The organism is Marinobacterium sp. xm-d-530 (assembly GCF_013283365.1).
In the GTDB taxonomy this organism is placed as follows: domain Bacteria; phylum Pseudomonadota; class Gammaproteobacteria; order Pseudomonadales; family Balneatricaceae; genus Marinobacterium_E.
In genome coordinates this window covers 79,909-99,220 of sequence record NZ_WBYM01000001.1, presented here as the reverse complement: position 1 = coordinate 99,220, position 19,312 = coordinate 79,909, and the positions used below count along the sequence as shown (strand labels likewise).

Annotated in this window: 22 protein-coding genes and 6 tRNA genes; 21 read left to right on the top strand and 7 right to left on the bottom strand. The window is 48.0% G+C overall.

Annotated features, from left to right (window positions below; translation table 11 throughout):
- Positions 1-13 precede the first annotated feature (13 nt).
- The 7 genes from XMD530_RS00545 (at position 14) to XMD530_RS00515 (ending at position 6,203) form a co-directional block, all read left to right on the top strand.
- A complete protein-coding gene (locus tag XMD530_RS00545; RefSeq protein WP_169450310.1) occupies positions 14-751 on the top strand; it encodes an ABC transporter substrate-binding protein in 738 nt (245 codons plus the stop codon).
- A gap of 20 nt (positions 752-771) precedes the next feature.
- The gene (locus XMD530_RS00540) at positions 772-1,491 is read left to right on the top strand and encodes an ABC transporter permease (RefSeq protein ID WP_254442789.1); all 720 of its coding nucleotides are present in this window, start codon (positions 772-774) and stop codon (positions 1,489-1,491) included.
- Entirely contained in the window at positions 1,488-2,180 is a 693-nt protein-coding gene (locus tag XMD530_RS00535) for an ABC transporter permease (RefSeq protein ID WP_173480553.1), read from the top strand. The genes XMD530_RS00540 and XMD530_RS00535 overlap by 4 nt, the downstream gene beginning before the upstream one ends.
- A gap of 78 nt (positions 2,181-2,258) precedes the next feature.
- Positions 2,259-4,454 (top strand): YgiQ family radical SAM protein, encoded by a 2,196-nt coding sequence (locus XMD530_RS00530; protein WP_173480554.1) that lies wholly within the window; start codon positions 2,259-2,261, stop codon positions 4,452-4,454.
- Positions 4,455-4,832: 378 nt separating this feature from the next.
- Positions 4,833-5,045 (top strand): cold-shock protein, encoded by a 213-nt coding sequence (locus XMD530_RS00525; protein ID WP_173480555.1) that lies wholly within the window; start codon positions 4,833-4,835, stop codon positions 5,043-5,045.
- Between the two features lie 109 nt (positions 5,046-5,154).
- Positions 5,155-5,706 carry an elongation factor P hydroxylase gene (locus tag XMD530_RS00520; RefSeq protein ID WP_173480556.1) on the top strand — a complete coding sequence of 184 codons (552 nt, stop codon included), beginning with the start codon at positions 5,155-5,157 and terminating at the stop codon, positions 5,704-5,706.
- Positions 5,694-6,203, top strand: a complete 510-nt coding sequence (locus XMD530_RS00515; RefSeq protein WP_173480557.1) for a hypothetical protein — start codon at positions 5,694-5,696, stop codon at positions 6,201-6,203. Before XMD530_RS00520 ends, XMD530_RS00515 begins: the two co-directional genes overlap by 13 nt.
- A 4-nt stretch (positions 6,204-6,207) precedes the next feature.
- On the opposite strand, the gene XMD530_RS00510 is transcribed toward XMD530_RS00515, so the two are convergent.
- Genes XMD530_RS00510 through XMD530_RS00500 form a run of 3 tightly spaced genes read right to left on the bottom strand, consistent with a single transcriptional unit; the run spans position 6,208 to position 7,688 of the window.
- Positions 6,208-6,660 (bottom strand): copper chaperone PCu(A)C, encoded by a 453-nt coding sequence (locus XMD530_RS00510; protein ID WP_173494672.1) that lies wholly within the window; start codon positions 6,658-6,660, stop codon positions 6,208-6,210.
- A gap of 9 nt (positions 6,661-6,669) precedes the next feature.
- A complete protein-coding gene (locus XMD530_RS00505; RefSeq protein WP_173480559.1) occupies positions 6,670-7,254 on the bottom strand; it encodes an SCO family protein in 585 nt (194 codons plus the stop codon).
- Positions 7,251-7,688 carry a hypothetical protein gene (locus XMD530_RS00500; protein ID WP_173480560.1) on the bottom strand — a complete coding sequence of 146 codons (438 nt, stop codon included), beginning with the start codon at positions 7,686-7,688 and terminating at the stop codon, positions 7,251-7,253. The genes XMD530_RS00505 and XMD530_RS00500 overlap by 4 nt, the downstream gene beginning before the upstream one ends.
- Positions 7,689-7,850: 162 nt before the next feature.
- Here XMD530_RS00500 and XMD530_RS00495 point away from each other — a divergent pair, with 162 nt between their 5' ends.
- On the top strand, positions 7,851-9,008 hold the full coding sequence (locus tag XMD530_RS00495; RefSeq protein WP_173506534.1) for a 4-phosphoerythronate dehydrogenase: 1,158 nt from the start codon (positions 7,851-7,853) through the stop codon (positions 9,006-9,008).
- A complete protein-coding gene (locus XMD530_RS00490) occupies positions 9,005-10,117 on the top strand; it encodes an ATP-NAD kinase family protein (protein WP_173506533.1) in 1,113 nt (370 codons plus the stop codon). The genes XMD530_RS00495 and XMD530_RS00490 overlap by 4 nt, the downstream gene beginning before the upstream one ends.
- Here the strand turns inward: XMD530_RS00490 and htpX are convergent.
- The 3 genes from htpX to XMD530_RS00475 all read right to left on the bottom strand — a co-directional run bounded on the left by htpX (position 10,114) and on the right by XMD530_RS00475 (position 12,745).
- The gene (gene htpX / locus XMD530_RS00485; protein ID WP_173480563.1) at positions 10,114-11,001 is read right to left on the bottom strand and encodes a protease HtpX; all 888 of its coding nucleotides are present in this window, start codon (positions 10,999-11,001) and stop codon (positions 10,114-10,116) included. The two genes, XMD530_RS00490 and htpX, sit on opposite strands and share 4 nt — an antisense overlap.
- Before the next feature lie 80 nt (positions 11,002-11,081).
- Complete coding sequence (locus tag XMD530_RS00480; RefSeq protein ID WP_173480564.1) at positions 11,082-11,450, bottom strand: hypothetical protein; 369 nt, start codon at positions 11,448-11,450, stop codon at positions 11,082-11,084.
- Between the two features lie 80 nt (positions 11,451-11,530).
- Positions 11,531-12,745, bottom strand: coding sequence for a pyridoxal phosphate-dependent aminotransferase (locus tag XMD530_RS00475; RefSeq protein ID WP_173506532.1), 1,215 nt, complete (start codon positions 12,743-12,745; stop codon positions 11,531-11,533).
- Positions 12,746-12,908: 163 nt separating this feature from the next.
- Here XMD530_RS00475 and msrB point away from each other — a divergent pair, with 163 nt between their 5' ends.
- Positions 12,909-13,307, top strand: coding sequence for a peptide-methionine (R)-S-oxide reductase MsrB (gene msrB / locus XMD530_RS00470; RefSeq protein WP_173480566.1), 399 nt, complete (start codon positions 12,909-12,911; stop codon positions 13,305-13,307).
- Positions 13,307-13,978 (top strand): DNA-3-methyladenine glycosylase I, encoded by a 672-nt coding sequence (locus XMD530_RS00465; RefSeq protein ID WP_173506531.1) that lies wholly within the window; start codon positions 13,307-13,309, stop codon positions 13,976-13,978. The genes msrB and XMD530_RS00465 overlap by 1 nt, the downstream gene beginning before the upstream one ends.
- Positions 13,979-13,999: 21 nt before the next feature.
- On the opposite strand, the gene XMD530_RS00460 is transcribed toward XMD530_RS00465, so the two are convergent.
- Positions 14,000-14,596: a SecY-interacting protein Syd gene (locus tag XMD530_RS00460; RefSeq protein ID WP_173506530.1), complete on the bottom strand. Its 597-nt coding sequence runs from the start codon at positions 14,594-14,596 to the stop codon at positions 14,000-14,002.
- Between the two features lie 130 nt (positions 14,597-14,726).
- Here XMD530_RS00460 and XMD530_RS00455 point away from each other — a divergent pair.
- The 10 genes from XMD530_RS00455 (at position 14,727) to XMD530_RS00410 (ending at position 19,294) form a co-directional block, all read left to right on the top strand.
- Positions 14,727-14,803: transfer RNA gene (locus XMD530_RS00455), tRNA-Asp, on the top strand.
- 196 nt (positions 14,804-14,999) lie between these two features.
- Positions 15,000-15,075 (top strand) — tRNA-Val (locus tag XMD530_RS00450).
- Positions 15,076-15,079: 4 nt separating this feature from the next.
- A tRNA-Asp gene (locus XMD530_RS00445) sits at positions 15,080-15,156 on the top strand.
- 51 nt (positions 15,157-15,207) lie between these two features.
- Positions 15,208-15,283: transfer RNA gene (locus XMD530_RS00440), tRNA-Val, on the top strand.
- A gap of 4 nt (positions 15,284-15,287) precedes the next feature.
- Positions 15,288-15,364: transfer RNA gene (locus tag XMD530_RS00435), tRNA-Asp, on the top strand.
- Positions 15,365-15,481: 117 nt separating this feature from the next.
- Positions 15,482-15,557: transfer RNA gene (locus tag XMD530_RS00430), tRNA-Val, on the top strand.
- 16 nt (positions 15,558-15,573) lie between these two features.
- Complete coding sequence (locus XMD530_RS00425; protein ID WP_173480569.1) at positions 15,574-16,488, top strand: 1-aminocyclopropane-1-carboxylate deaminase/D-cysteine desulfhydrase; 915 nt, start codon at positions 15,574-15,576, stop codon at positions 16,486-16,488.
- A gap of 96 nt (positions 16,489-16,584) precedes the next feature.
- Positions 16,585-17,469, top strand: coding sequence for an NAD(+) kinase (locus XMD530_RS00420; RefSeq protein WP_173480570.1), 885 nt, complete (start codon positions 16,585-16,587; stop codon positions 17,467-17,469).
- A gap of 2 nt (positions 17,470-17,471) precedes the next feature.
- A complete protein-coding gene (locus tag XMD530_RS00415; protein ID WP_173483293.1) occupies positions 17,472-18,434 on the top strand; it encodes a metallophosphoesterase in 963 nt (320 codons plus the stop codon).
- A complete protein-coding gene (locus tag XMD530_RS00410) occupies positions 18,434-19,294 on the top strand; it encodes a rhomboid family intramembrane serine protease (RefSeq protein WP_173480572.1) in 861 nt (286 codons plus the stop codon). Before XMD530_RS00415 ends, XMD530_RS00410 begins: the two co-directional genes overlap by 1 nt.
- Positions 19,295-19,312: the final 18 nt, after the last annotated feature.

Sequence of the window (19,312 nt, the reverse complement as noted above, 5' to 3'; positions counted from 1 at the left end):
ATAGGAGAAAATAATGAAATTAAAAAACCTCGTCGTTGGTCTTACTTTGAGTGCTGTTGCAGCCTCTTCAGCTTTCGCAGGCGATAAAATCCGTATCGCTACTGAAGGTGCATACGCGCCTTTCAATATGGTCGATGACAAAGGTCAGCTTCAGGGCTTTGACGTAGATATCGCTAATGCACTTTGTGCTGAAATGAAAGCAGACTGTACGCTAGTGGCACAGGATTGGGACGGTATTATTCCTGGTCTTATGAGCCGTAAGTACGATGCAATCATCGCATCAATGTCGATCACAGAAGAGCGTCTAAAAGTTGTCGACTTCACTAACCCATACTACTCAAACGTTCTCGCTTACGTGGGTCCTAAAGGTCAGTCTATGGGTGACATGAAGGGTAAAACGCTTGGTGCGCAGCGTGCGACTATCGCTGGCCAGTACCTTGAAGACAACATGTCAGGAAGCGCGAGCGTAAAACTGTACGATACTCAAGATAACGCATACTTAGACCTTGCTGCCGGCCGTCTTGATGGCATGCTGTCAGATAAGTTCCCAGCATACGACTGGCTACGAACTGATGACGGCAAAGGCTTTGAGTTCAAAGGCCAGGATATCGACATCGACGATAAGATCGGTATCGCAATTCGTAAAAACGATGCTCTAAAAGAGAAGTTCAACAAAGCACTTCAAGCGATTGTTGATAACGGTACTTACGCGAAAATCAACGCTAAGTACTTCCCATTCTCGATCTACTAATCGGGACAGGCTGTGCCTAAATGGCGCAGCCAATATCTTACTCTATGTTTGATCTTCACGGCTTCGGTCACCTTCTTTGGGAGGGTGCCTGGATAACTATTCAGCTTGCGCTCGCTAGCCTATTTTTTGGCCTTATTATTGGGCTTGCTGGTGCCTCTGCGAAACTATCCTCGATTGCGCCACTTCGCTGGTTAGCAACCGGATACACAACGCTGATTCGTGGAATACCGGAACTGCTTTTAGTGCTCACCATCTACTTTGGTGGCTCGATGCTGTTGATGGCTATCGCAGAGCGTTTTGGTTATACAGATTACATAGAGGTGAGTGCTTTTGCAGCGGGTGTCACGGCGCTCTCTATTGCATTTGGTGCCTACGCTACTGAAGTTTTTCGAGCGGCTATTCAAGCGCTCCCGAAGGGCCAGTGGGAGTCAGCCTATGCTTTGGGCTTGCCTCGCCTGACGACCTTCTATCGAATTATTCTGCCCCAGGTTTGGCGTCTTGCGCTGCCAGGTCTTGGCAACCTTTTCCAAGTACTTCTAAAAGATACCGCACTCGTCTCTGTTGTTGGTTTGAACGACATTATGCGACAGGCCTACGTTGCGACGGGGTCTACAAAAGAGCCGTTCACTTTCTACATGGCAGCCGCACTGATCTATCTTGGTCTCACGGCAATATCTACTTTGATAACTACTTATCTTGAGCGCGCATCAAATCCTGCTGAGAAGAGGGTTGCAGCATGAACTGGTCATGGGATGTGATCTGGGAATATTTTCCACGCCTCTTTGATGGCGTTTGGTTAACACTAGAATTGGTTCTCTATTCAGCCTTAACGGGGCTAGCGATTGCAGTGCCTCTTGCGCTGATGCGTGCCTCTAAAAATCGCTTAGTTTCTGCGCTTCCTTGGGCATACATCTATTTCTTCCGTGGCACGCCGTTATTGGTCCAAATATTTTTGATCTACTATGGCTCAGCTCAGTTTGATCTCATTCGAAATACATCCCTTTGGGAAATTTTCAGTGAACCCTTCTGGTGTGCACTGATAGCGTTAACGCTGAACACTGCAGCGTACAGTGCTGAGCTTGTTCGTGGTGCAATCCAGTCTATTCCAAAGGGGGAGATTGAAGCTGCAGAGGCTTTTGGTATGTCGAAACTGGTTCAGATACGACGTATCGTCCTGCCTCGTGCTTTCGGTATTGTGCTTCCTGCTTACGGGAATGAGTTAATTCTGATGTTGAAGGGTAGTGCGCTCGCCTCAACCATTACTCTGTTGGATCTTACGGGTATGGCGAGAACCATTATTGCTCGTACTTATACCCCGCTGGAGATCTTTTTTGCGGCAGGTATGTTGTATCTTGCTATCGCTGCGCTATTTATTTTGGCGTTCCGGTTTATTGAGCGCTGGCTAAATCGCTATCAATACCCGCGATAACTTTTATCGATTCTGAGCAGATCTTCTAACTGCTCTCACGTATAATTTCACCATACTCATTAGATCTCTGGATTGATCATGCAAGCCACTCCAACAATCACCTCGATTGCTCAGCGTAACGATGCTCCGCACGCACCGTTTTTGCCGCTGTCTAAAGCTGAGATGAAGAAGTTGGGTTGGGACCAGTGTGACATCATTATAGTGACCGGTGATGCCTATGTTGATCATCCATCGTTTGGTATGGCCATCATTGGCCGTCTGCTGGAGTCGCAGGGTTTCAAGGTAGGTATTATTGCTCAGCCAGATTGGCAGAGTGCTGAGGCCTTTAAAGTATTGGGTAAGCCTCGCTTATTCTTTGGTGTTGCGGCGGGTAACATGGATTCTATGATCAACCGTTATACGGCCGATCGTAAAATTCGTTCTGATGATGCCTATACGCCGGGTGGTAAAGCCGGTAGCCGACCTGATCGTGCCAGCATTGTCTACAGCCAGCGCTGTCGAGAAGCTTATAAAGAGGTTCCCATTGTATTGGGAGGTATCGAAGCGTCACTGCGTCGTATTGCTCATTATGACTACTGGCAAGACAAAGTTCGTCGCTCAATACTGCTCGACTCCAGGGCGGATATATTGCTCTACGGTAATGCTGAACGTGCCATTGTTGAAGTGGCTCAGCGAATGTCAGCCGGCGAATCGGTTGGCGACTTGACCGATGTCCGAGGCACCGCTTTTATTCGCACGGATACGCCCGAGGGCTGGATGGAGATAGACTCCACTCGTATCGATAGACCGGGCAAAATTGATCGAATGATCAACCCCTATGTTAACACCCGAGACCTTGAACAGTGTGCGTTGGAAAAGGGTTCCAAAGAGGAGCCTGAGGCTGATGAAGTTCAGGTTCTGCATATTGAACCTAAGGTGCACCTTGATCGCAGTAAAACAGTCATTCGCATTCCCCCATTTGAAAAAGTCTCTAAAGATCCTGTTCTCTACGCTCATGCGAGCAGAGTACTCCACTTAGAGACAAATCCCGGTAATGCTCGCGCGTTAGTCCAACAGCATGGTGATCAAGAGGTGTGGTTGAATCCACCTCCGATTCCATTGACCACTGAAGAGATGGATTTCGTTTTCGGGCTTAACTACGCACGTGTTCCACACCCGATCTATAAAGGGCAAGAGATCCCTGCCTACAAGATGATTCGGTTTTCGGTGAACATCATGCGCGGCTGTTTTGGCGGTTGTACTTTCTGCTCCATTACAGAACACGAAGGGCGCATTATTCAGAATCGCTCTCACGAATCGATTTTAAATGAGATTGAAGAGATCAGAGATAAAGTCCCAGGCTTTACAGGGGTTATCTCAGATTTAGGCGGGCCAACGGCCAATATGTATCGAATTGCCTGTAAGTCACCGGAGATCGAAAAGTCCTGTCGTAAGCTCTCTTGTGTCTACCCGGAGATATGCCACAACTTAAATACTGATCACTCCTCATTGACGGAGCTTTATCGCAAAGCACGCAAAACAAAAGGGGTGAAGAAGGTGATGATTGCGTCAGGTCTTCGCTACGATTTGGCTGTGGAAGACCCTGAATACGTGAAAGAGCTGGTGACCCATCATGTTGGTGGTTATCTAAAGATCGCGCCTGAACATACTGAACGAGGTCCGCTCGATCATATGATGAAGCCGGGCATTGGTACTTACGATGCGTTTAAGAAGATGTTTGAACGCTTCTCTAAAGAGGCAGGGAAGGATCAGTATCTGATTCCTTACTTCATCGCTGCGCACCCCGGTACCACTGACGAAGATATGATGAATCTCGCTGTCTGGTTAAAGCGCAATGACTTTAAAGCGGATCAGGTGCAGGCGTTTTACCCTTCACCGATGGCGACCGCTACCGCCATGTACCATACCGGTCGTAACCCTCTGAAACGTCAAAGCTACAAAAAGTCTTCAGAGCGGGTTGAGACGGTCAAAGGTGAAAAACAGCGTCGTTTACACAAAGCATTCCTACGCTACCACGACCCTGAAAATTGGCCGCTGTTGCGTGAGGCTCTGAAGTCGATGGGACGTGCTGACTTGATAGGCGATGGCCCTAATCATTTGATTCCTTCAAACAATTCAGAGGGTGATCAATATAAGAGTCCGCGCCGTAAGAACGTTAATAAGCAAAGTAAGAGTGTTAAAAAAGGTAGATTATTGACTCAGCATACAGGCTTGCCACCTCGTGGTAAGGCTAAAAAAGGGTCATCTAGCGTTAAAAAGCGGCAAAAAGCGTAACATTGATAAAAAATAGTTGTATTCGGCACTAACTGGATTAAACTTAACTCAGTTGTTTACGTTGTGGCGTTTGAAACGTCCAGAGAAACAAGTTGCACTAGAGCTTAACCCTAGGGTTGGCTGGAACACCGAAAGTAAAACTTCGCATCTGATCTTCTGCTCCTTTTCCACTCTGAACTAAGCACTAATTTTGTTAGTTTTGAGTGTTGTGTCATCGTTTTGTCACTTCATCCTGCTAATAAATAACTGGGTTACAAGATAGGCTTGTAATTTAGTTCGCGGCACAGGTCGCACTCAGGCCAAGTCATTGACTTGGTAGATAACTCCCCTCGGGGATGCACTAAAGTTCCTAAATGGGACAGGATTAAGAGGCAAGAAATGTCAGAGCAGCTAACTGGTACAGTTAAATGGTTTAACGACGAGAAAGGTTTTGGTTTCATTCAGCAGGAGAACGGTCCAGACGTATTCGTTCACTTCCGTGCTATCAACGGTACTGGTCGTCGTACACTAGCTGAAAACCAGCAGGTAACTTTCGAGGTTACTCAGGGCCAGAAAGGTCCTCAAGCTGACAACGTAACTGTTGTAGCATAAGAGTAAGATTCTTAGAAAAAAGCGCCATATGGCGCTTTTTTTGTGCCTGTCAGATTAATTACAGACTTTAACCCGACTATAATCTAACGGTCTTTTTCTGGAGCCTGATATGGATCTCGATCCTCAAGTCGATCAACTGATTGAGTGTTTTAATACTCTCTTTTTGGAATCCCTTAATACCGAACTGGTTCGCGGTGATGGGGAGCCTATCTACTTGCCTGCCGATTCCGATTATCCTCATCATCGAATTATCTTTGCACATGGCTTCTTTGCAAGCGCATTGCACGAGATTGCTCACTGGTGTGTGGCGGGTCCAAAAAGACGACTGCTTGAAGATTTCGGTTACTGGTACAAGCCAGATGGCCGTACAGAAGAAGAGCAAGCCGAGTTTGAGCGAGTGGAGGTATCCCCTCAAGCTTATGAGTGGATTCTAACGGTATCGGCGGGTCGAAAATTTCATTTCAGTGCCGATAACCTCTCTCAAGGGTTAGGAGCTTCAGATAGCTTTAAAGAGGCTGTTCTTAACAGGGTGCATCAACTGCTCGACAATGGAATGAACCCACGCTTGAAAGCGCTCAGCGAAGCTCTGAGAACACTCTATGCTGTGGAGCCTCTGAGTGTCGATCAGTTCCAATTAGAGAGTTATTCGTGCGCCAGTTAAGCATCACTGCAACCGATTGGCTTTTACAGGCCAAAGGCGATGACTGGTCTCTCTTTGCTAGCGTTACTAATCGCTTTAACTATCTAAGATTGACGCTGCCGACAAAAGAGTATCTTTACGCTGAAGGTGAGCAGGAACTGGGTCAATCAGATCGAGGTGTGTGGGTGCTCGGTGTATTTGATCATGTCGAGCAGTTACAGTACTTTCTTGCGTTGCATAACGACAACCCATTAAAAGTGCCGGCGCTGAAAATTGAGCAGAGTTGGCCAGTGGTGGCATACCAAGAGCAATCTCTAATGGATTATCCACACTACTCAGGGGTCTATCGTGTCGGTTTCAAATCCTATCGGGTGACTCAAGAGATAGACGGATATCGGGTGGAGTATATTGACGGTTATAAAGCGGCACTGCTGGGAGTGTTGGAGTCAGAGGTTGATGCCTGTCTAGCACTCTACAGCCACTTCGACAGTCGTACCCGTGGCTGTAAGATGTGCTGATCGATCAATGCTGCATATCCTGCTTCATCTCTTTTTTCATACCAGGCTTTTGAATCATTTTGACGGGCACTTCTAATGCTTGGCTAGTTCCATCACTGAAATTTAATTTCAGATCGATTGTCTGATCGATGGAGAGTGGCTCCTTTAGTCCGATAAACATCACATGTAGGCCGCCTGGTTTCAAATGAGTGGTGCTGTTTGCTGGCAGATCAATGGCAGGAATTTTTCGCATACGCATCACTTCACCATCTTTGATATGAGTATGCAGCTCGACCACTTTAGAGATAGAGGACTCAGCTGAAACCACTTGAAGATCGGCACCACTGTTTTTGATATCCATGAATGCGCCGGTCATTTTCTGGCCCGGTGGAACAGCACGCACACGCGCATCTGAAATCTCGACCTCGGCCTGGGCAAGGGTGCTTGTTAAAAGTGACGCGATTAACAGTTTTTTCATCTTAGTTTCCTACTGCAAGATGGAACGGATTTTCTCAACAAGTTGGTTGGGATTGTTGTGTGAGACGCTTCCTAGAAACTCACCTTGTTGATCGATTAGATAGATTTTAGAAGAGTGGTCGACGGTGTAGCCCATCGCTGAATCAGGCTGCTCGACCATTCGATAGTAAGCCCCGTACAGTTTAATCGCGCTGTCGATCTGCTGACGGCTGCCGGTCATACCAAGAATGAGAGGCGAGAAAAACTGAGAGTAGACCTGTAGCTGTTCCAGTGAATCCCGATCAGGGTCGACGCTGTAAAAAATGGGTTGAATTTGGTTTAGTTGCTCATCATCGAGTTCATTGAAAGCAAACTTCATACTGGTTAAAGAGGTGGGGCATATATCGGGGCAAGAGGTGTAGCCAAAATAGAGCAGTACCAACTTGCCTCTGAAGTCACTCAGTGACAGATCGCCATCAATACTTTTACCCTGAAACTCACCACCCAGCTGAATCGGTTGGTAACTGTTATTGGGCTTTAGGTAAACCAAGCTAACAATGACGGCTGCCAATATCAGCATCACAATAACGAGTAGATTTTTATTGCGAGTCTTCATCGTGCGTCAAACCTCAATTCAACAATCTCTTGTTTCGAATCCGTTTCAAAAATCACCTTTGCTAGCCAGGTCATCGTCCCTGTGGTGCAGACGGCTAACTGAGTCCGTCCCTGCCAAAGGTGTTCACTCTTTTCCATTTCAAACTGGTTAACGCCCATGTACATATCGGCGCCTTGCAGATCGACCCAAACTCGATTGATCCCAGGTAGATCAGTTTCAGCCGTCAGAGTCATATTGTTCAGAGATCGAGCTGGCATCGGTCCCAGTGTAAAGCGGTACCGAATATCATCGTTAACGACTTCGCATCTGCCGCTGTTGATATCACAATGTGACACCGGTTTCGGTCCCAAAAAGAGTTGAGAAGCCCAAGTTAAAAGTACTATGGAACTGATCAGGAACAGACTGATAACGATTCGCTTAGGTGGATTAGTCACTTAAATTCCTAACTCTATTTTGCGTATGTTTTCATGCTCGAGCCTAACAGTGAACCAACTTTACGTTTATTTACACGGCTTTTTACACCGGATCAGTGGTATCAGTTCAGATCGCACTTTTATCGATAGGCCGTATAATACAGCTCTTCAAAAGGGGTGTTCATGATAAAGCTCAAAAAAGTCATTGTTGCAGATGAGAATATGCCGGCCGTTGAGACATTGTTCTCCTCCTTCGGTGAAGTTCGCCGTGTGGCGGGTCGCTCAATAGAACCCAGTCAGTTGGCTGAAGCTGATACGCTTCTCGTACGTTCTATTACCCAAGTTAATGCACAGTTATTGAGTGAGACTAAGCAGTTAGAATTTGTCGGTTCGGCGACCATAGGTATGGATCATATGGATTCTCACTACTTGACTGAGCGCGCAATTCCCTTTTCTAACGCAGCAGGCTGTAACGCCGATTCAGTTGTGGATTATGCGCTAGCAGCTATTTATGAATATGCCGAACAGAGAGCCTTAGATCCACGGAATCTCTCATACGGGGTGGTCGGTGCTGGTAATGTTGGCTCTCGGTTAGTTAGCCGTTTAACTGCGCTGGGGGTTAATGTCCTTGTATCAGATCCCCCTCGTGCTCTTCGGGACCCAACCTTTATAGATACCCCTCTCGCGCAGTTAATGGCCCAGTCGGATGTTGTCTGTTGTCATCTGCCGTTAACCAACAGCGGTGAGCATGCAACCCATCACTTGATTGGCGAGTCGCTTTTGCAGCAGCTGATTCCAGGAGCACTGCTTTTAAATGCAGGACGGGGGCCCACCATCGATGGTGAAGCGCTCTTAAGCTTTGCCAAGCAGAGAACCGACGTCACCTTGGTGATGGATGTGTGGGAAGAGGAGCCGACAGTCGACCGTGAATTGGCCTGTCGTGTGTTGATCGGTACGCCCCATATAGCGGGTTACAGTTTAGAAGGTAAGTTACGCGGAACTTACATGCTTTATGAGCGTTACTGTGAGATTTTGGATCTTGAGGTTTCTGTCTCTTTCGACAGCCTATTTGTTGATTATCCAACCCCAATGCTTGAATTAACTCGACAAACAACCGTTCAGCAAGTGATTCAATCTGTCTACTCCATAAAAGAGGATCATCAGCGTTTTATGGACTCTTTGACCCCTGCGGAAAATCAACCTAAAGCCTTTGATCAATTGAGAAAGAGTTACCCGGTGCGTCGAGAGTTTTCATCACTGAAGCTGACCGGTCAGACGACAGGCGCAATGAAAATTCAGCTTGCAGCTCTAGGGTTTAAGGTGGATGAGGTGCAGGCATGAAGTTTCGATTAGGCGTTTTAGTTAATCCTTATGCCGGTATTGGTGGTAGTGTTGCATTGAAAGGGAGTGATGGTGAAGCGATCAGAGATGAGGCTTTAAGCCGAGGTGCTCAGCAGCTTGCTCCGGTCAAAATGCGTCACGCCCTTGAGGCCATAAAGAGTGATCAAATTGAGCTGTTTACCTGGGGCGGTGCCATGGGTGAAGAGTCAATTAAAGAGTTAAAGTTAGAGTGCCTTGTCTTAGGTTCACCGCAGCACTGGCCGACCAGTGCAGAGGATACGTTGATCGCTGCTAGAGCAATGGTTGACGAGGGTGTCGATCTCATTCTGTTTGCGGGTGGTGACGGTACGGCACGCAATATTTATGAAGCCATTGGGCAACAGGTGCCTGTCCTTGGCGTTCCGGCGGGTGTGAAGATTCATTCAGGCGTCTATACCCTGACCCCTTCGCTAGCAGGGTCATTAATTACTGATCTTATCGAAGGGCGTCTGGTTCGCATGGAGCAGGCTGAGGTTCGCGATATTGATGAGTCTGAGTTTAGGCAGGGCCGAGTTCGTGCAAAATATTATGGCGAACTGCTTGTGCCTGCAGAGCATCAGTATGTGCAGTCTGTGAAAGAGGGCGGCAAAGAGGTTGAAGAGCTTGTAGTCGCTGATATCGCGGCCGATTTTGTTGAGCAGATGGATCCCGAACTTCTCTATGTGATGGGATCCGGCACAACCGTCGCGGCGATCATGGATGAGTTGGGACTCGAAAATACGCTGTTGGGTACCGATCTTATTAAAGATGGAGAGGTTGTCGCTAGTGATTGTTCAGCACAGCAGTTACTTGAGCTAGTGGGGGATGCGCCTTTCAAGATTGTCATCACACCGATTGGCGGGCAGGGGCATCTTCTTGGTCGCGGTAATCAACAGTTGAGTCCTGAGTTGATTCAAAAGCTGGGACTGCAAGGTCTCTATGTCGTTGCGACACGCTCTAAAATCGTCGGACTTAATGGGCGCCCGCTTATTATTGACAGTGGTGACCCAGAGCTGGATCGAAAACTAACCGGTGTGGTGACGGTGCACACCGGTTATCGAGACGCCGTTATCTACCGAGTCGGTATTTAACGACGGTTTTGAAGAGCTTCAATACGAGCCGCTAAAGGAGGGTGGCTCGCAAACATCTCCATAAAGCCCTGCTTCTTGATGCTGCTGATGCCAAAGGCCGTTAGCTGTCCGGATAGCTCTTGCGCTTGACCCGATTCAGCCTGCAGTCTCTGCAGAGCATTAATCATGCCCTGCTTGCTTGCTAGGTCTGCACCTGCTTCATCAGCTCGGAACTCACGGCGACGCGAGAACCAAGCCACAATCATATGAGCAAATACGGCAAAGACCATCTCGGCGATAAAGGTCGCGATGTAAAAGCCTATACCAACACCGCCTGAGTTGTCGCCACGGCGCAAGAAGCTATCAACGGCGTAACCGACGATACGAGCTAAGAACATAACAAAGGTATTGATAATTCCTTGAATCAACGACAGCGTAACCATGTCGCCATTCGCAACGTGACCTACCTCGTGTGCCAGTACCGCTTTCACTTCATCGGCTTTGAATCGCGATAAAAGACCGCTACTGACCGCAACCAGTGCGTTGTTCTTATTCCATCCAGTCGCAAAGGCATTCGCTGCATTGGATGGGAATACCCCCACTTCTGGCATGCCAATACCGGCTTTTTGAGCCAGTTCTGCCACCGTTTCAACCAGCCATTTCTCCTCGGCATTGCGAGGTTGCTCAATAATTTGAGTGCCCGTTGTTCTCTTCGCCATCCACTTAGAGATAAACAGAGAGATGAATGAACCGGCAAAACCAAACACTGCACAAAAGGCTAGTAGAGCGCCAAGGTCTAGGCCGTTCGATGTTAGGTATGGACCAACGCCAAGGATGTTAAGCGTCAAGCTGGCCACCAGAATGATGGCAAGGTTGGTCGCTAAGAAAAGGATTATTCTGAGCATTTAGGTTGCTTCCTCAAACAATTTATCTATTAACACAAATTGTGGCGAAGCAACCTAAATTCAACCTTAAAGGTGAACTCTTAAAGGTTAACGACGCGAGCTTCGATAGCGTTACGCAACTCTTGGTAAGAGTCGATGTTCTCTGGTGCGAAATAGAGTTTGTAGTAGACCTTTTCACGCACGCGGTTGATCCCTTCACGACTATCACCGGTCATCGATGCGTAGGTGTGAGCCATTTGCAAGTGAATGACCAGAGTGCCTGCCGGTTGAGTAAATGAGTGTCCCGCTAGGTCAACGCGCTGGCGCGGTTCATGTTGTGAGTAGAAAGAGATCTCACCAATGTGCGCCATGTTGATTAGAAAGTTTGATGTGATGTCCACAACCAGCTTCTTATCCATGCCGTTGTGGTTCATCTTAATACCGCGATCTTTTTTGATCTTTAAAAACATAACTACTCCTGTTAGTTAGTCGCACTATAGTCGCTAATTGTGACAGTGATACGACATGGCTCCATTCCGTAGAGCTCGGGTTACTGTTTATAGGTTTTCAGGAAGGTGCCAATTCTAGAGATGGCATCTTCCAAGAGTCTTGGTTCCGGTAAAAATACAATCCTAAAGTGCTGAGTATCCGGAAGGTTGAAACCGCTACCATGCACAATGAGCACCTTTTGCTGCTGAAGTAGATCCAGTGCGAATTTCTCATCGTTGCTGATGGGATGGACCTCGGGATCTAACTTCACAAAGCAGTACATTGCCCCTTTGGGTTTAACGCAGCTGACACCGGGGATCTCATTTAGCATCTTGTAGGCGATATCTCGCTGATCGCATAGGCGACCACCAGGAACAATCAGTTCATTGATCGATTGGTAACCGCCTAGCGCGGTTTGAATGGCATTCTGCGCCGGAACGTTGGCACACAGGCGCATGTTCGCCAGCATCTCTAAGCCTTCGATGTAGTCGGTTGCCGTGTGCTTAGGTCCACTCATAAACATCCAGCCTGAACGGAAGCCCGCTGCACGGTAGGTTTTGGATAAACCGTTAAACGTACAGACCAGCACATCATCAATCAGTGATGCGATCGAAGTGTGTTTCGCTTCGTCGTAAAGAATTTTATCGTAGATCTCGTCAGCAAAGATGATCAGATTGTGTTCACGCGCTAGTTCGATAATCTCTTTAAGGACCGATTCTGGGTACAGCGCACCAGTTGGGTTGTTGGGGTTGATCACTACTATCCCACGGGTGTGCTCAGAAATTTTGCTGCGAATATCCTCTATATTTGGGAACCACTCGCGCTCCTCGTCACACTGATAGTGAACCGGTATACCCCCTGCTAGGCTGACGGCTGCGGTCCATAGCGGATAGTCTGGTGCAGGGATTAACATCTCGTCGTTATCGTTGAGAAGACCCTGCATTGCCATCACGATCAGCTCTGAGACACCGTTCCCAATGTAGATATCTTCAATGGTGACATCTTTGATGCCTTTGCGTTGTGACTCCTGCATGACCGCTTTACGAGCTGCAAACAGCCCTTTTGAATCACAATAACCCTGCGCGCTTGGCAAGTTGTAGATTACGTCTTGAACAATCTCGTCAGGGGCATCGAAGCCCCATGGGGCCGGGTTACCGATATTCAGTTTTAAAATTTTGTGGCCATCCTCTTCCAAGCGTTTTGCTTCTTGAAGGACAGGTCCACGAATGTCGTAACATACATTGTTGAGTTTGTTGGACTTTCTAATCTGAGACATCGGTAGAGCTCTTCTCACGGGGAGATTAATTTAAAGGGGATCGATTTGAGTAGAATACGTCGTACTACCAACGTGTTGATAAGCAAACCGTGTTAGTTGTAACTATACGACTTTGCTCGGTTTGGGTATAGAGTTTACCGAGCTCTTAGAGAGGTTTTTCACAATGCAATATGATGATTTAAAAGACGATGAGTACTGGCGAGATAAATTGTCACCTGAAGAGTTCTACATATGTCGCCAGAAAGGGACAGAGCGCGCTTTCACTGGGGCCTATTTTGATGAGAAGCGATCAGGTCTTTATCGCTGTAAATGCTGTGATGCTGAACTCTTTGATAGCTCTCTGAAATATGATTCTGGATGTGGTTGGCCTAGCTTCTTTGATGAGTTGGGTGAGGGTAGGGTGGATCAGCATCCCGACCATTCACATGGTATGGTGCGTACAGAAATCACCTGCAGTCAGTGTGGATCTCATTTGGGGCATATATTCCCCGATGGTCCACAGCCAACCGGTGTTCGCTACTGTGTTAACTCTGCATCTCTTAACTTTGAACCGGATCACTGATGAAACCTTTTTCACACCTTCTGCAACAGGCTAAGCATTTTTACCCCGATTGGAGCGATGCCGAGCTGCTGGGTCCACGGGCGGCTAATCAGACAGAACTTATGGCAACACCGGACGATCGTATATTGTCGGCGATGACCTGGCGTATCTTCTGTGCAGGGCTCAAGCGCTCGTTAGTGGACGGTAAGTGGCCCGCTTTTGAGAAAGCATTCTTTGGTTTCGATCCTGAAAAGGTCTCGTTGATGAGTGATGATCACCTTGATGCCTTAATGCAGAACAGGGATCTCATTCGCCACTTTGGAAAAATTAAAGCAACTCGTATCAACGCTTTGATGATTCATGAGGTCAGTCAAAAACAGGGTAGCTTTGGTCAGTTTTTGGCTGATTGGCCGGTCGAGGACACCGTCGTTGGCTTATGGGCCTATCTGAAAAAAGAGGGATCACAGTTGGGTGGTAACTCAGGAGCCTATGCACTTCGAATTGTCGGTCGCGACAGTCCAGTCCTGACAGATGATGTAGTGGTCGCGTTAAAGGCGCAGGGCGTTGTTGATAAGCGTCCCTCGGCTAAACGTGATCTACTTCTGGTTCAAGAAGCATTTAACCAGTGGCGTAGCGAATCTGGCGTTGATCTGTGCCAAATCAGTCGTCTTTTGGCTAGGTCGATTGGTTAATCGATCTCCTAATCAGTTGGGTCACTGGTGATGGATACAATTCACCTGGCTGAGAAAGCTCTCTAGATCTTCAGCAATGACACTGAACTTTTTCTGTCCTGGCTTCTCTAGAAGCACACGACCTGTGTCGCTCTCCACCGAAAGAATCTGATCGCCATCCGGTTCAGTAGTAGCAAAGAAGAAGCTGATGTTTTGTCGCAAGCGTCTTTTGTTCAGAGCATGGCCAATGAGGTTCTCTCTTAAGCGCTCCAGATCCTCAGGGTTCCAGACAAAGATGAGACTTAATTCGCCCTCGGTATGGGTTGCTAAGATGGGTTGTGACCAATAACTGGTGTAGTAATCAATGATCGATTGGGGAATCTCTATCTCTAGAGCTTCTGAAAGTCGCTCAAACATGTCCAGAGTCGAGTTATTGATAGGGCTGGGTAACCACTCAGACTCTTGGTCAACCTCATAGCCTGGCAGCAGTGCAGGGCTCAACCAATCCTCTTCAACCAGAAGTGTTGGATTACCCTGTTGTTTGCATTCGGTTTTGAATTCGTCGAAGAGGCGAGTCAATTGAGCGGTAACGGCGGACATGTCATTTCTCTCTAATTTATCCAGCGCGTAGGTTAACAAATAATCAACCTTCAGTTTGGTTTAAAAAAATCGCTATTTTTTAGAAAAATATCGGATAAAGGTTTGACTCTGATCGAAAAGCCATTAAAATTCGCACCCTGTTCTTGAGCAGCAATGCTCAATTACTGCTGGAGCGGTAGTTCAGTTGGTTAGAATACCTGCCTGTCACGCAGGGGGTCGCGGGTTCGAGTCCCGTCCGTTCCGCCATTTAAGAACTTACAGGTTAGAATATCTGCCTGTCAGATCTTAAGAACTCAAGGGTCGCTAAGTTCCGTGAGTTTAGTTTTTTATGAGATTGCAGTCCTCTAATTCTGCACATCTTGTAGGAGCGATCTTGCAAAGGTCGCGATTTTCGCATCGTCTTCGACAATGCTCCTACAGATACGGCGCAAGCCACCGTTATGGGCGAATAGCTCAGTTGGGAGAGCATCTGCCTTACAAGCAGAGGGTCGGGGGTTCGAACCCCTCTTCGCCCACCATAACGGAGCGGTAGTTCAGTTGGTTAGAATACCTGCCTGTCACGCAGGGGGTCGCGGGTTCGAGTCCCGTCCGTTCCGCCATCTTTCATGAATTGGTTTGAAAGATTACGTCGCAAGACAAACCACCGTTATGGGCGAATAGCTCAGTTGGGAGAGCATCTGCCTTACAAGCAGAGGGTCGGGGGTTCGAACCCCTCTTCGCCCACCATAACGGAGCGGTAGTTCAGTTGGTTAGAATACCTGCCTGTCACGCAGGGGGTCGCGGGTTCGAGTCCCGTCCGTTCCGCCATTTACGAGTTCGCAGTTCTCTGATTCTGCAGCTTTTGTTGGAGCGATCTTGAAAAGGTCGCGATTCATCGCATCGTTGATGACAATGCTCCAACGAATTAGCACACGCCTACGATATGGGCGAATAGCTCAGTTGGGAGAGCATCTGCCTTACAAGCAGAGGGTCGGGGGTTCGAACCCCTCTTCGCCCACCATATCGAGTTCTGATTCATGCAGACACCTTCAATCTCTATCGAAACTATAAATCTACCTAACGGCTTTAGTTTTGATTTATTGCGTCTAGATCAAACTGATCGTCTGATTTCGGGCAATAAGTGGTTCAAACTGCTCCCTAATCTCTCTAAACTCAACCTTGGTGATCTAGTGGCCAGCTTTGGAGGTCCTCACTCCAACCATATTCACGCACTGGCCTACGCGGCACAGAATCTAGGGCTTAAGTCGGTTGGTTTTATTCGCGGTGAACCTCAATCCACACCAACACTTGAGGATGCTAAAGCCTGCGGCATGCAGTTGATATTCATCGATCGTGACACCTATCGTGAAAAGCCTACTCAGTCGCTGGCGGATCAATATCAGTTAATCAATCCCTACTGGATACCGGAAGGGGGAAGTAATCATAGCGCCGTCGAAGGCTGTGCCTCTATCTGGCATCAAGCCTGTTTGCAGAATCGCGTCTACGATCAGGTCTATGTGGCGGTGGGATCTGGGGGAACTTTGGCGGGTTTAGTCGCTGGAGCGCCTGATGGAGTCGAGCTGATTGGGTTGTCTGCTCTAGGAAGCCTCGCCGACCTAAATGAACGTGTCAGTGAGCTGCTGACACAAGCAGGTCATCTTCAAACGGAGCAATCCGTGCAGTGGTCTATTGAGGTGGCTCTGCAGCAACGCTATGGCAAGGTGACTGCTGAACTAGCGGCCACTCAGGTTCGAGCTCAGATTCTAGGTCTACTGCTAGACCCAATCTATACCTTGCGAGTATTCCACTATCTGAATCGTCAGTATCTCAAGCATCGTTTAACAGGGAAGCGTCTACTGATGGTTCATACCGGAGGTTTGCAAGGTCTTAGGGCTCAGCAAGAACGTATCAACCGTCTGGCAAATGAGTTTGTCGGCCCTCTCCCTTTTTAACGGCTTTTAACACCTAGGTCGGCTAACGTTCTCCCTCTACAAGCTTTATACTGCTGTCTAATCATTCATTGATATCCGCAGGGAAACGCACAGGGTATGTATCAATTTCGCAATATTGGTCTTATAGGCCGCTTAGGAAGTAAAAAAGTCATCGATACCATGAAGCAGCTCATTCGCTTTCTTGAGCAGCGTCATTTGAACATTGTCATTGACGATAAGATTTCAGAGCTAATGCCTGGCCATGGTCTGCAGGTCTCGCCGCAAAAGCTGATGGGCGAAGTGGCTGATCTTGTGATCGTAGTGGGTGGTGACGGAAGTCTGCTTGGGGCTGCACGCTCATTGGCGTCGTCAAATGTGCCTGTGTTGGGTGTTAACCGCGGTAATCTTGGCTTCCTAACGGATATTAAACCTGAAGAGATCGAAGAGATGGTCGATCAGGTTCTAGAAGGCCACTACGTAGTTGATAAGCGTTTCTTGCTGGATGTCACCGTGAAGCGCAATGGCGAACCCATCGCCGAGACAACGGCCCTTAACGACTGTGTGTTGCACCCAGGTAAAGCGACTCGAATGATTGAGTTTGAACTCTGGATTGAAGGTCAGTATGTCTACACCCAGCGTTCAGATGGTTTGATCGTCGCAACACCAACAGGATCTACCGCCTACTCACTGTCAGCCGGTGGTCCTCTGATGCACCCTAAACTGGACGCGTTGGTCTTAGTTCCAATGTTCCCGCATACACTATCAAGCCGCCCAATTGTGGTAGACGGTAACTCTGAGCTGAAACTGGTGATCAGTGAAAATAATGAAACATACCCGTCCGTAGCCTGTGATGGCCAAAGTAACATCGCTTTGGCGCCTGGTGATACCGTGACGATCAGTAAGAAGCCACAAAAGCTGCGCCTGCTCCACCCAGAAAACTACGATTTTTACAGCACCTGCCGGACCAAGCTCGGTTGGAGCTCAAAGCTCTGGGATAAGTAGTTTTGCAGAGACAGGGTATAGATTTAATTGGCGATATCCACGGCTGCGGCGAGAGTTTAAAGCTTCTGCTCAACCGCATGGGATACAGGGAAATTGATGGTGCATACCGTCACCCTAACCGCCGCGTTATTTTCCTCGGTGATGTAATCGATCGTGGTCCACGCATTGTTGAGACCTATGAGATCGTTCGGGCCATGGTGGAAAAGTCGGGCGCCGAAATTGTCATGGGTAACCACGAATACAACTACTATTGTTATAAAACGCCTAAGGGTGATGGTAGTGGTGACTTTCTTCGTGAGCACACGCCCAGACACCAACGCATTGTTCAAGAGACTTTAGATCAATTTGCTCATCGTCAATCGGATGAACAAGAGCTGTTGGATTGGATTGAGTCGATTCCACTGTTCATCGAGCATGATGATCTGCGAGTGGTGCATGCCTGTTGGCACTCAACCTTGATCAACCGTTTAAAAGAGCGAGTAGGTTCTGCTCCAGTCGTGGATAAGCAATTTCTTTTGAACTCTGTCAAACCGCACAGTTTTGAGTTCTTGGTCATGGATCGATTGACCCGTGGCACCCATTTGCGACTGCCCAACAATGAAGTGATGATCAGCAAAGATGGATTTAGACGCCACTTCTTCAGAACTCGTTTCTGGGCGCAAGAGCCTAAACGAATGGGGGATGTGGTGTTTCAACCTGATCCTTTGCCGGAGCATATAGCTCGTACCGAGCTAACACCCGCTGATTACGTGGATCTGCAGTTCTATTCGCGCGATGAACGGCCACTGTTTATCGGCCACTACTGGTGTGAAGGTGAACCTAAACCGGTTGCCGATAACATCGCCTGCCTAGATTACAGTGCGGTTAAATACGGTAAGTTGGTGGCCTACCGATTCGATGGTGAAAAGACGCTCGATAGCAGCAAGTTCATCTGGGTCGATGTCGATGCGGAGTTCCCGCGCTAGTGGTTCCTGTGGTTAAAACCGATCTAACGGTCGATCTAACAGAGTTCACCCAATTTTTATGGGCTAACGCCATTCCTCATCGGGTGGTGGAAGAGGGTGACAGCCAAACACTCTTTGTTGCGGCCCACATTAACCGCGAAAAAGTCCTCGAACTCTTTCAATATTGGCGAGAGGGTGGGGATCTCGCTAGCATCAATGTGCAAGTTCACAACCCTAAAAGCCGATCCCCCTTTAAAATTTCAGAGCTAAAACAACTGCCTGCGACGGCTTTACTGATTTTCCTATCGGCCATCATCACGCTGCTCATCGATTTCGGTGGCAATGCCAGCTGGATGGTGAGATTCAGTTTTGCCGACTTTACACTCAGCTCCAGCCAGATTGAGTATCACACACTGAGTACTATGCTCTCATCGGGAGAGTTGTGGCGGATTTGGACTCCGATGTTTATGCACTTCTCTCTGCTACATATCTTGTTTAACCTGCTTTGGGTCTGGATGATCGGTGGTTCGATAGAGCGCCTTCAGGGGACGACCCACTTCTTGCTGCTGGTGCTTTTCTCGGCAGCTCTCTCTAATCTGGCTCAGTTTTGGGTGACGGGCCCGCTCTTTGGTGGCCTCTCTGGTGTCGTCTTTGCTGTGTTGGGTTACACCTGGTTATGGGATCAATTGAGCAGTAGGCCATTGTTTAGGCTCCCTAAAGCGCTGTTTGGGTTCATGATTTTTTGGTTGGCTCTGGGATATACCGGAGCGCTGGAATTCATAGGTTTAGGGGCTATTGCTAATACCGCTCATTTGGCCGGTCTGCTGTCGGGTTTGGCCTTCGCACTGATTAGCCGAGTTTGGCTGCCCAAATCCTCTTAAAAGCCAGTATCAAAAGCC

Excerpts from the sequence above, each read along its gene's own strand:
- XMD530_RS00545 (WP_169450310.1), top strand. The coding sequence starts at position 14 with ATGAAATTAAAAAACCTCGTCGTTGGTCTTACTTTGAGTGCTGTTGCA.
- XMD530_RS00540 (WP_254442789.1), top strand. The coding sequence starts at position 772 with ATGGCGCAGCCAATATCTTACTCTATGTTTGATCTTCACGGCTTCGGT.
- XMD530_RS00535 (WP_173480553.1), top strand. The coding sequence starts at position 1,488 with ATGAACTGGTCATGGGATGTGATCTGGGAATATTTTCCACGCCTCTTT.
- XMD530_RS00530 (WP_173480554.1), top strand. The coding sequence starts at position 2,259 with ATGCAAGCCACTCCAACAATCACCTCGATTGCTCAGCGTAACGATGCT.
- XMD530_RS00525 (WP_173480555.1), top strand. The coding sequence starts at position 4,833 with ATGTCAGAGCAGCTAACTGGTACAGTTAAATGGTTTAACGACGAGAAA.
- XMD530_RS00520 (WP_173480556.1), top strand. The coding sequence starts at position 5,155 with ATGGATCTCGATCCTCAAGTCGATCAACTGATTGAGTGTTTTAATACT.
- XMD530_RS00510 (WP_173494672.1), bottom strand. The coding sequence starts at position 6,660 with ATGAAAAAACTGTTAATCGCGTCACTTTTAACAAGCACCCTTGCCCAG.
- XMD530_RS00505 (WP_173480559.1), bottom strand. The coding sequence starts at position 7,254 with ATGAAGACTCGCAATAAAAATCTACTCGTTATTGTGATGCTGATATTG.
- XMD530_RS00495 (WP_173506534.1), top strand. The coding sequence starts at position 7,851 with ATGATAAAGCTCAAAAAAGTCATTGTTGCAGATGAGAATATGCCGGCC.
- XMD530_RS00490 (WP_173506533.1), top strand. The coding sequence starts at position 9,005 with ATGAAGTTTCGATTAGGCGTTTTAGTTAATCCTTATGCCGGTATTGGT.
- htpX (WP_173480563.1), bottom strand. The coding sequence starts at position 11,001 with ATGCTCAGAATAATCCTTTTCTTAGCGACCAACCTTGCCATCATTCTG.
- XMD530_RS00480 (WP_173480564.1), bottom strand. The coding sequence starts at position 11,450 with ATGTTTTTAAAGATCAAAAAAGATCGCGGTATTAAGATGAACCACAAC.
- XMD530_RS00475 (WP_173506532.1), bottom strand. The coding sequence starts at position 12,745 with ATGTCTCAGATTAGAAAGTCCAACAAACTCAACAATGTATGTTACGAC.
- msrB (WP_173480566.1), top strand. The coding sequence starts at position 12,909 with ATGCAATATGATGATTTAAAAGACGATGAGTACTGGCGAGATAAATTG.
- XMD530_RS00465 (WP_173506531.1), top strand. The coding sequence starts at position 13,307 with ATGAAACCTTTTTCACACCTTCTGCAACAGGCTAAGCATTTTTACCCC.
- XMD530_RS00425 (WP_173480569.1), top strand. The coding sequence starts at position 15,574 with ATGCAGACACCTTCAATCTCTATCGAAACTATAAATCTACCTAACGGC.
- XMD530_RS00420 (WP_173480570.1), top strand. The coding sequence starts at position 16,585 with ATGTATCAATTTCGCAATATTGGTCTTATAGGCCGCTTAGGAAGTAAA.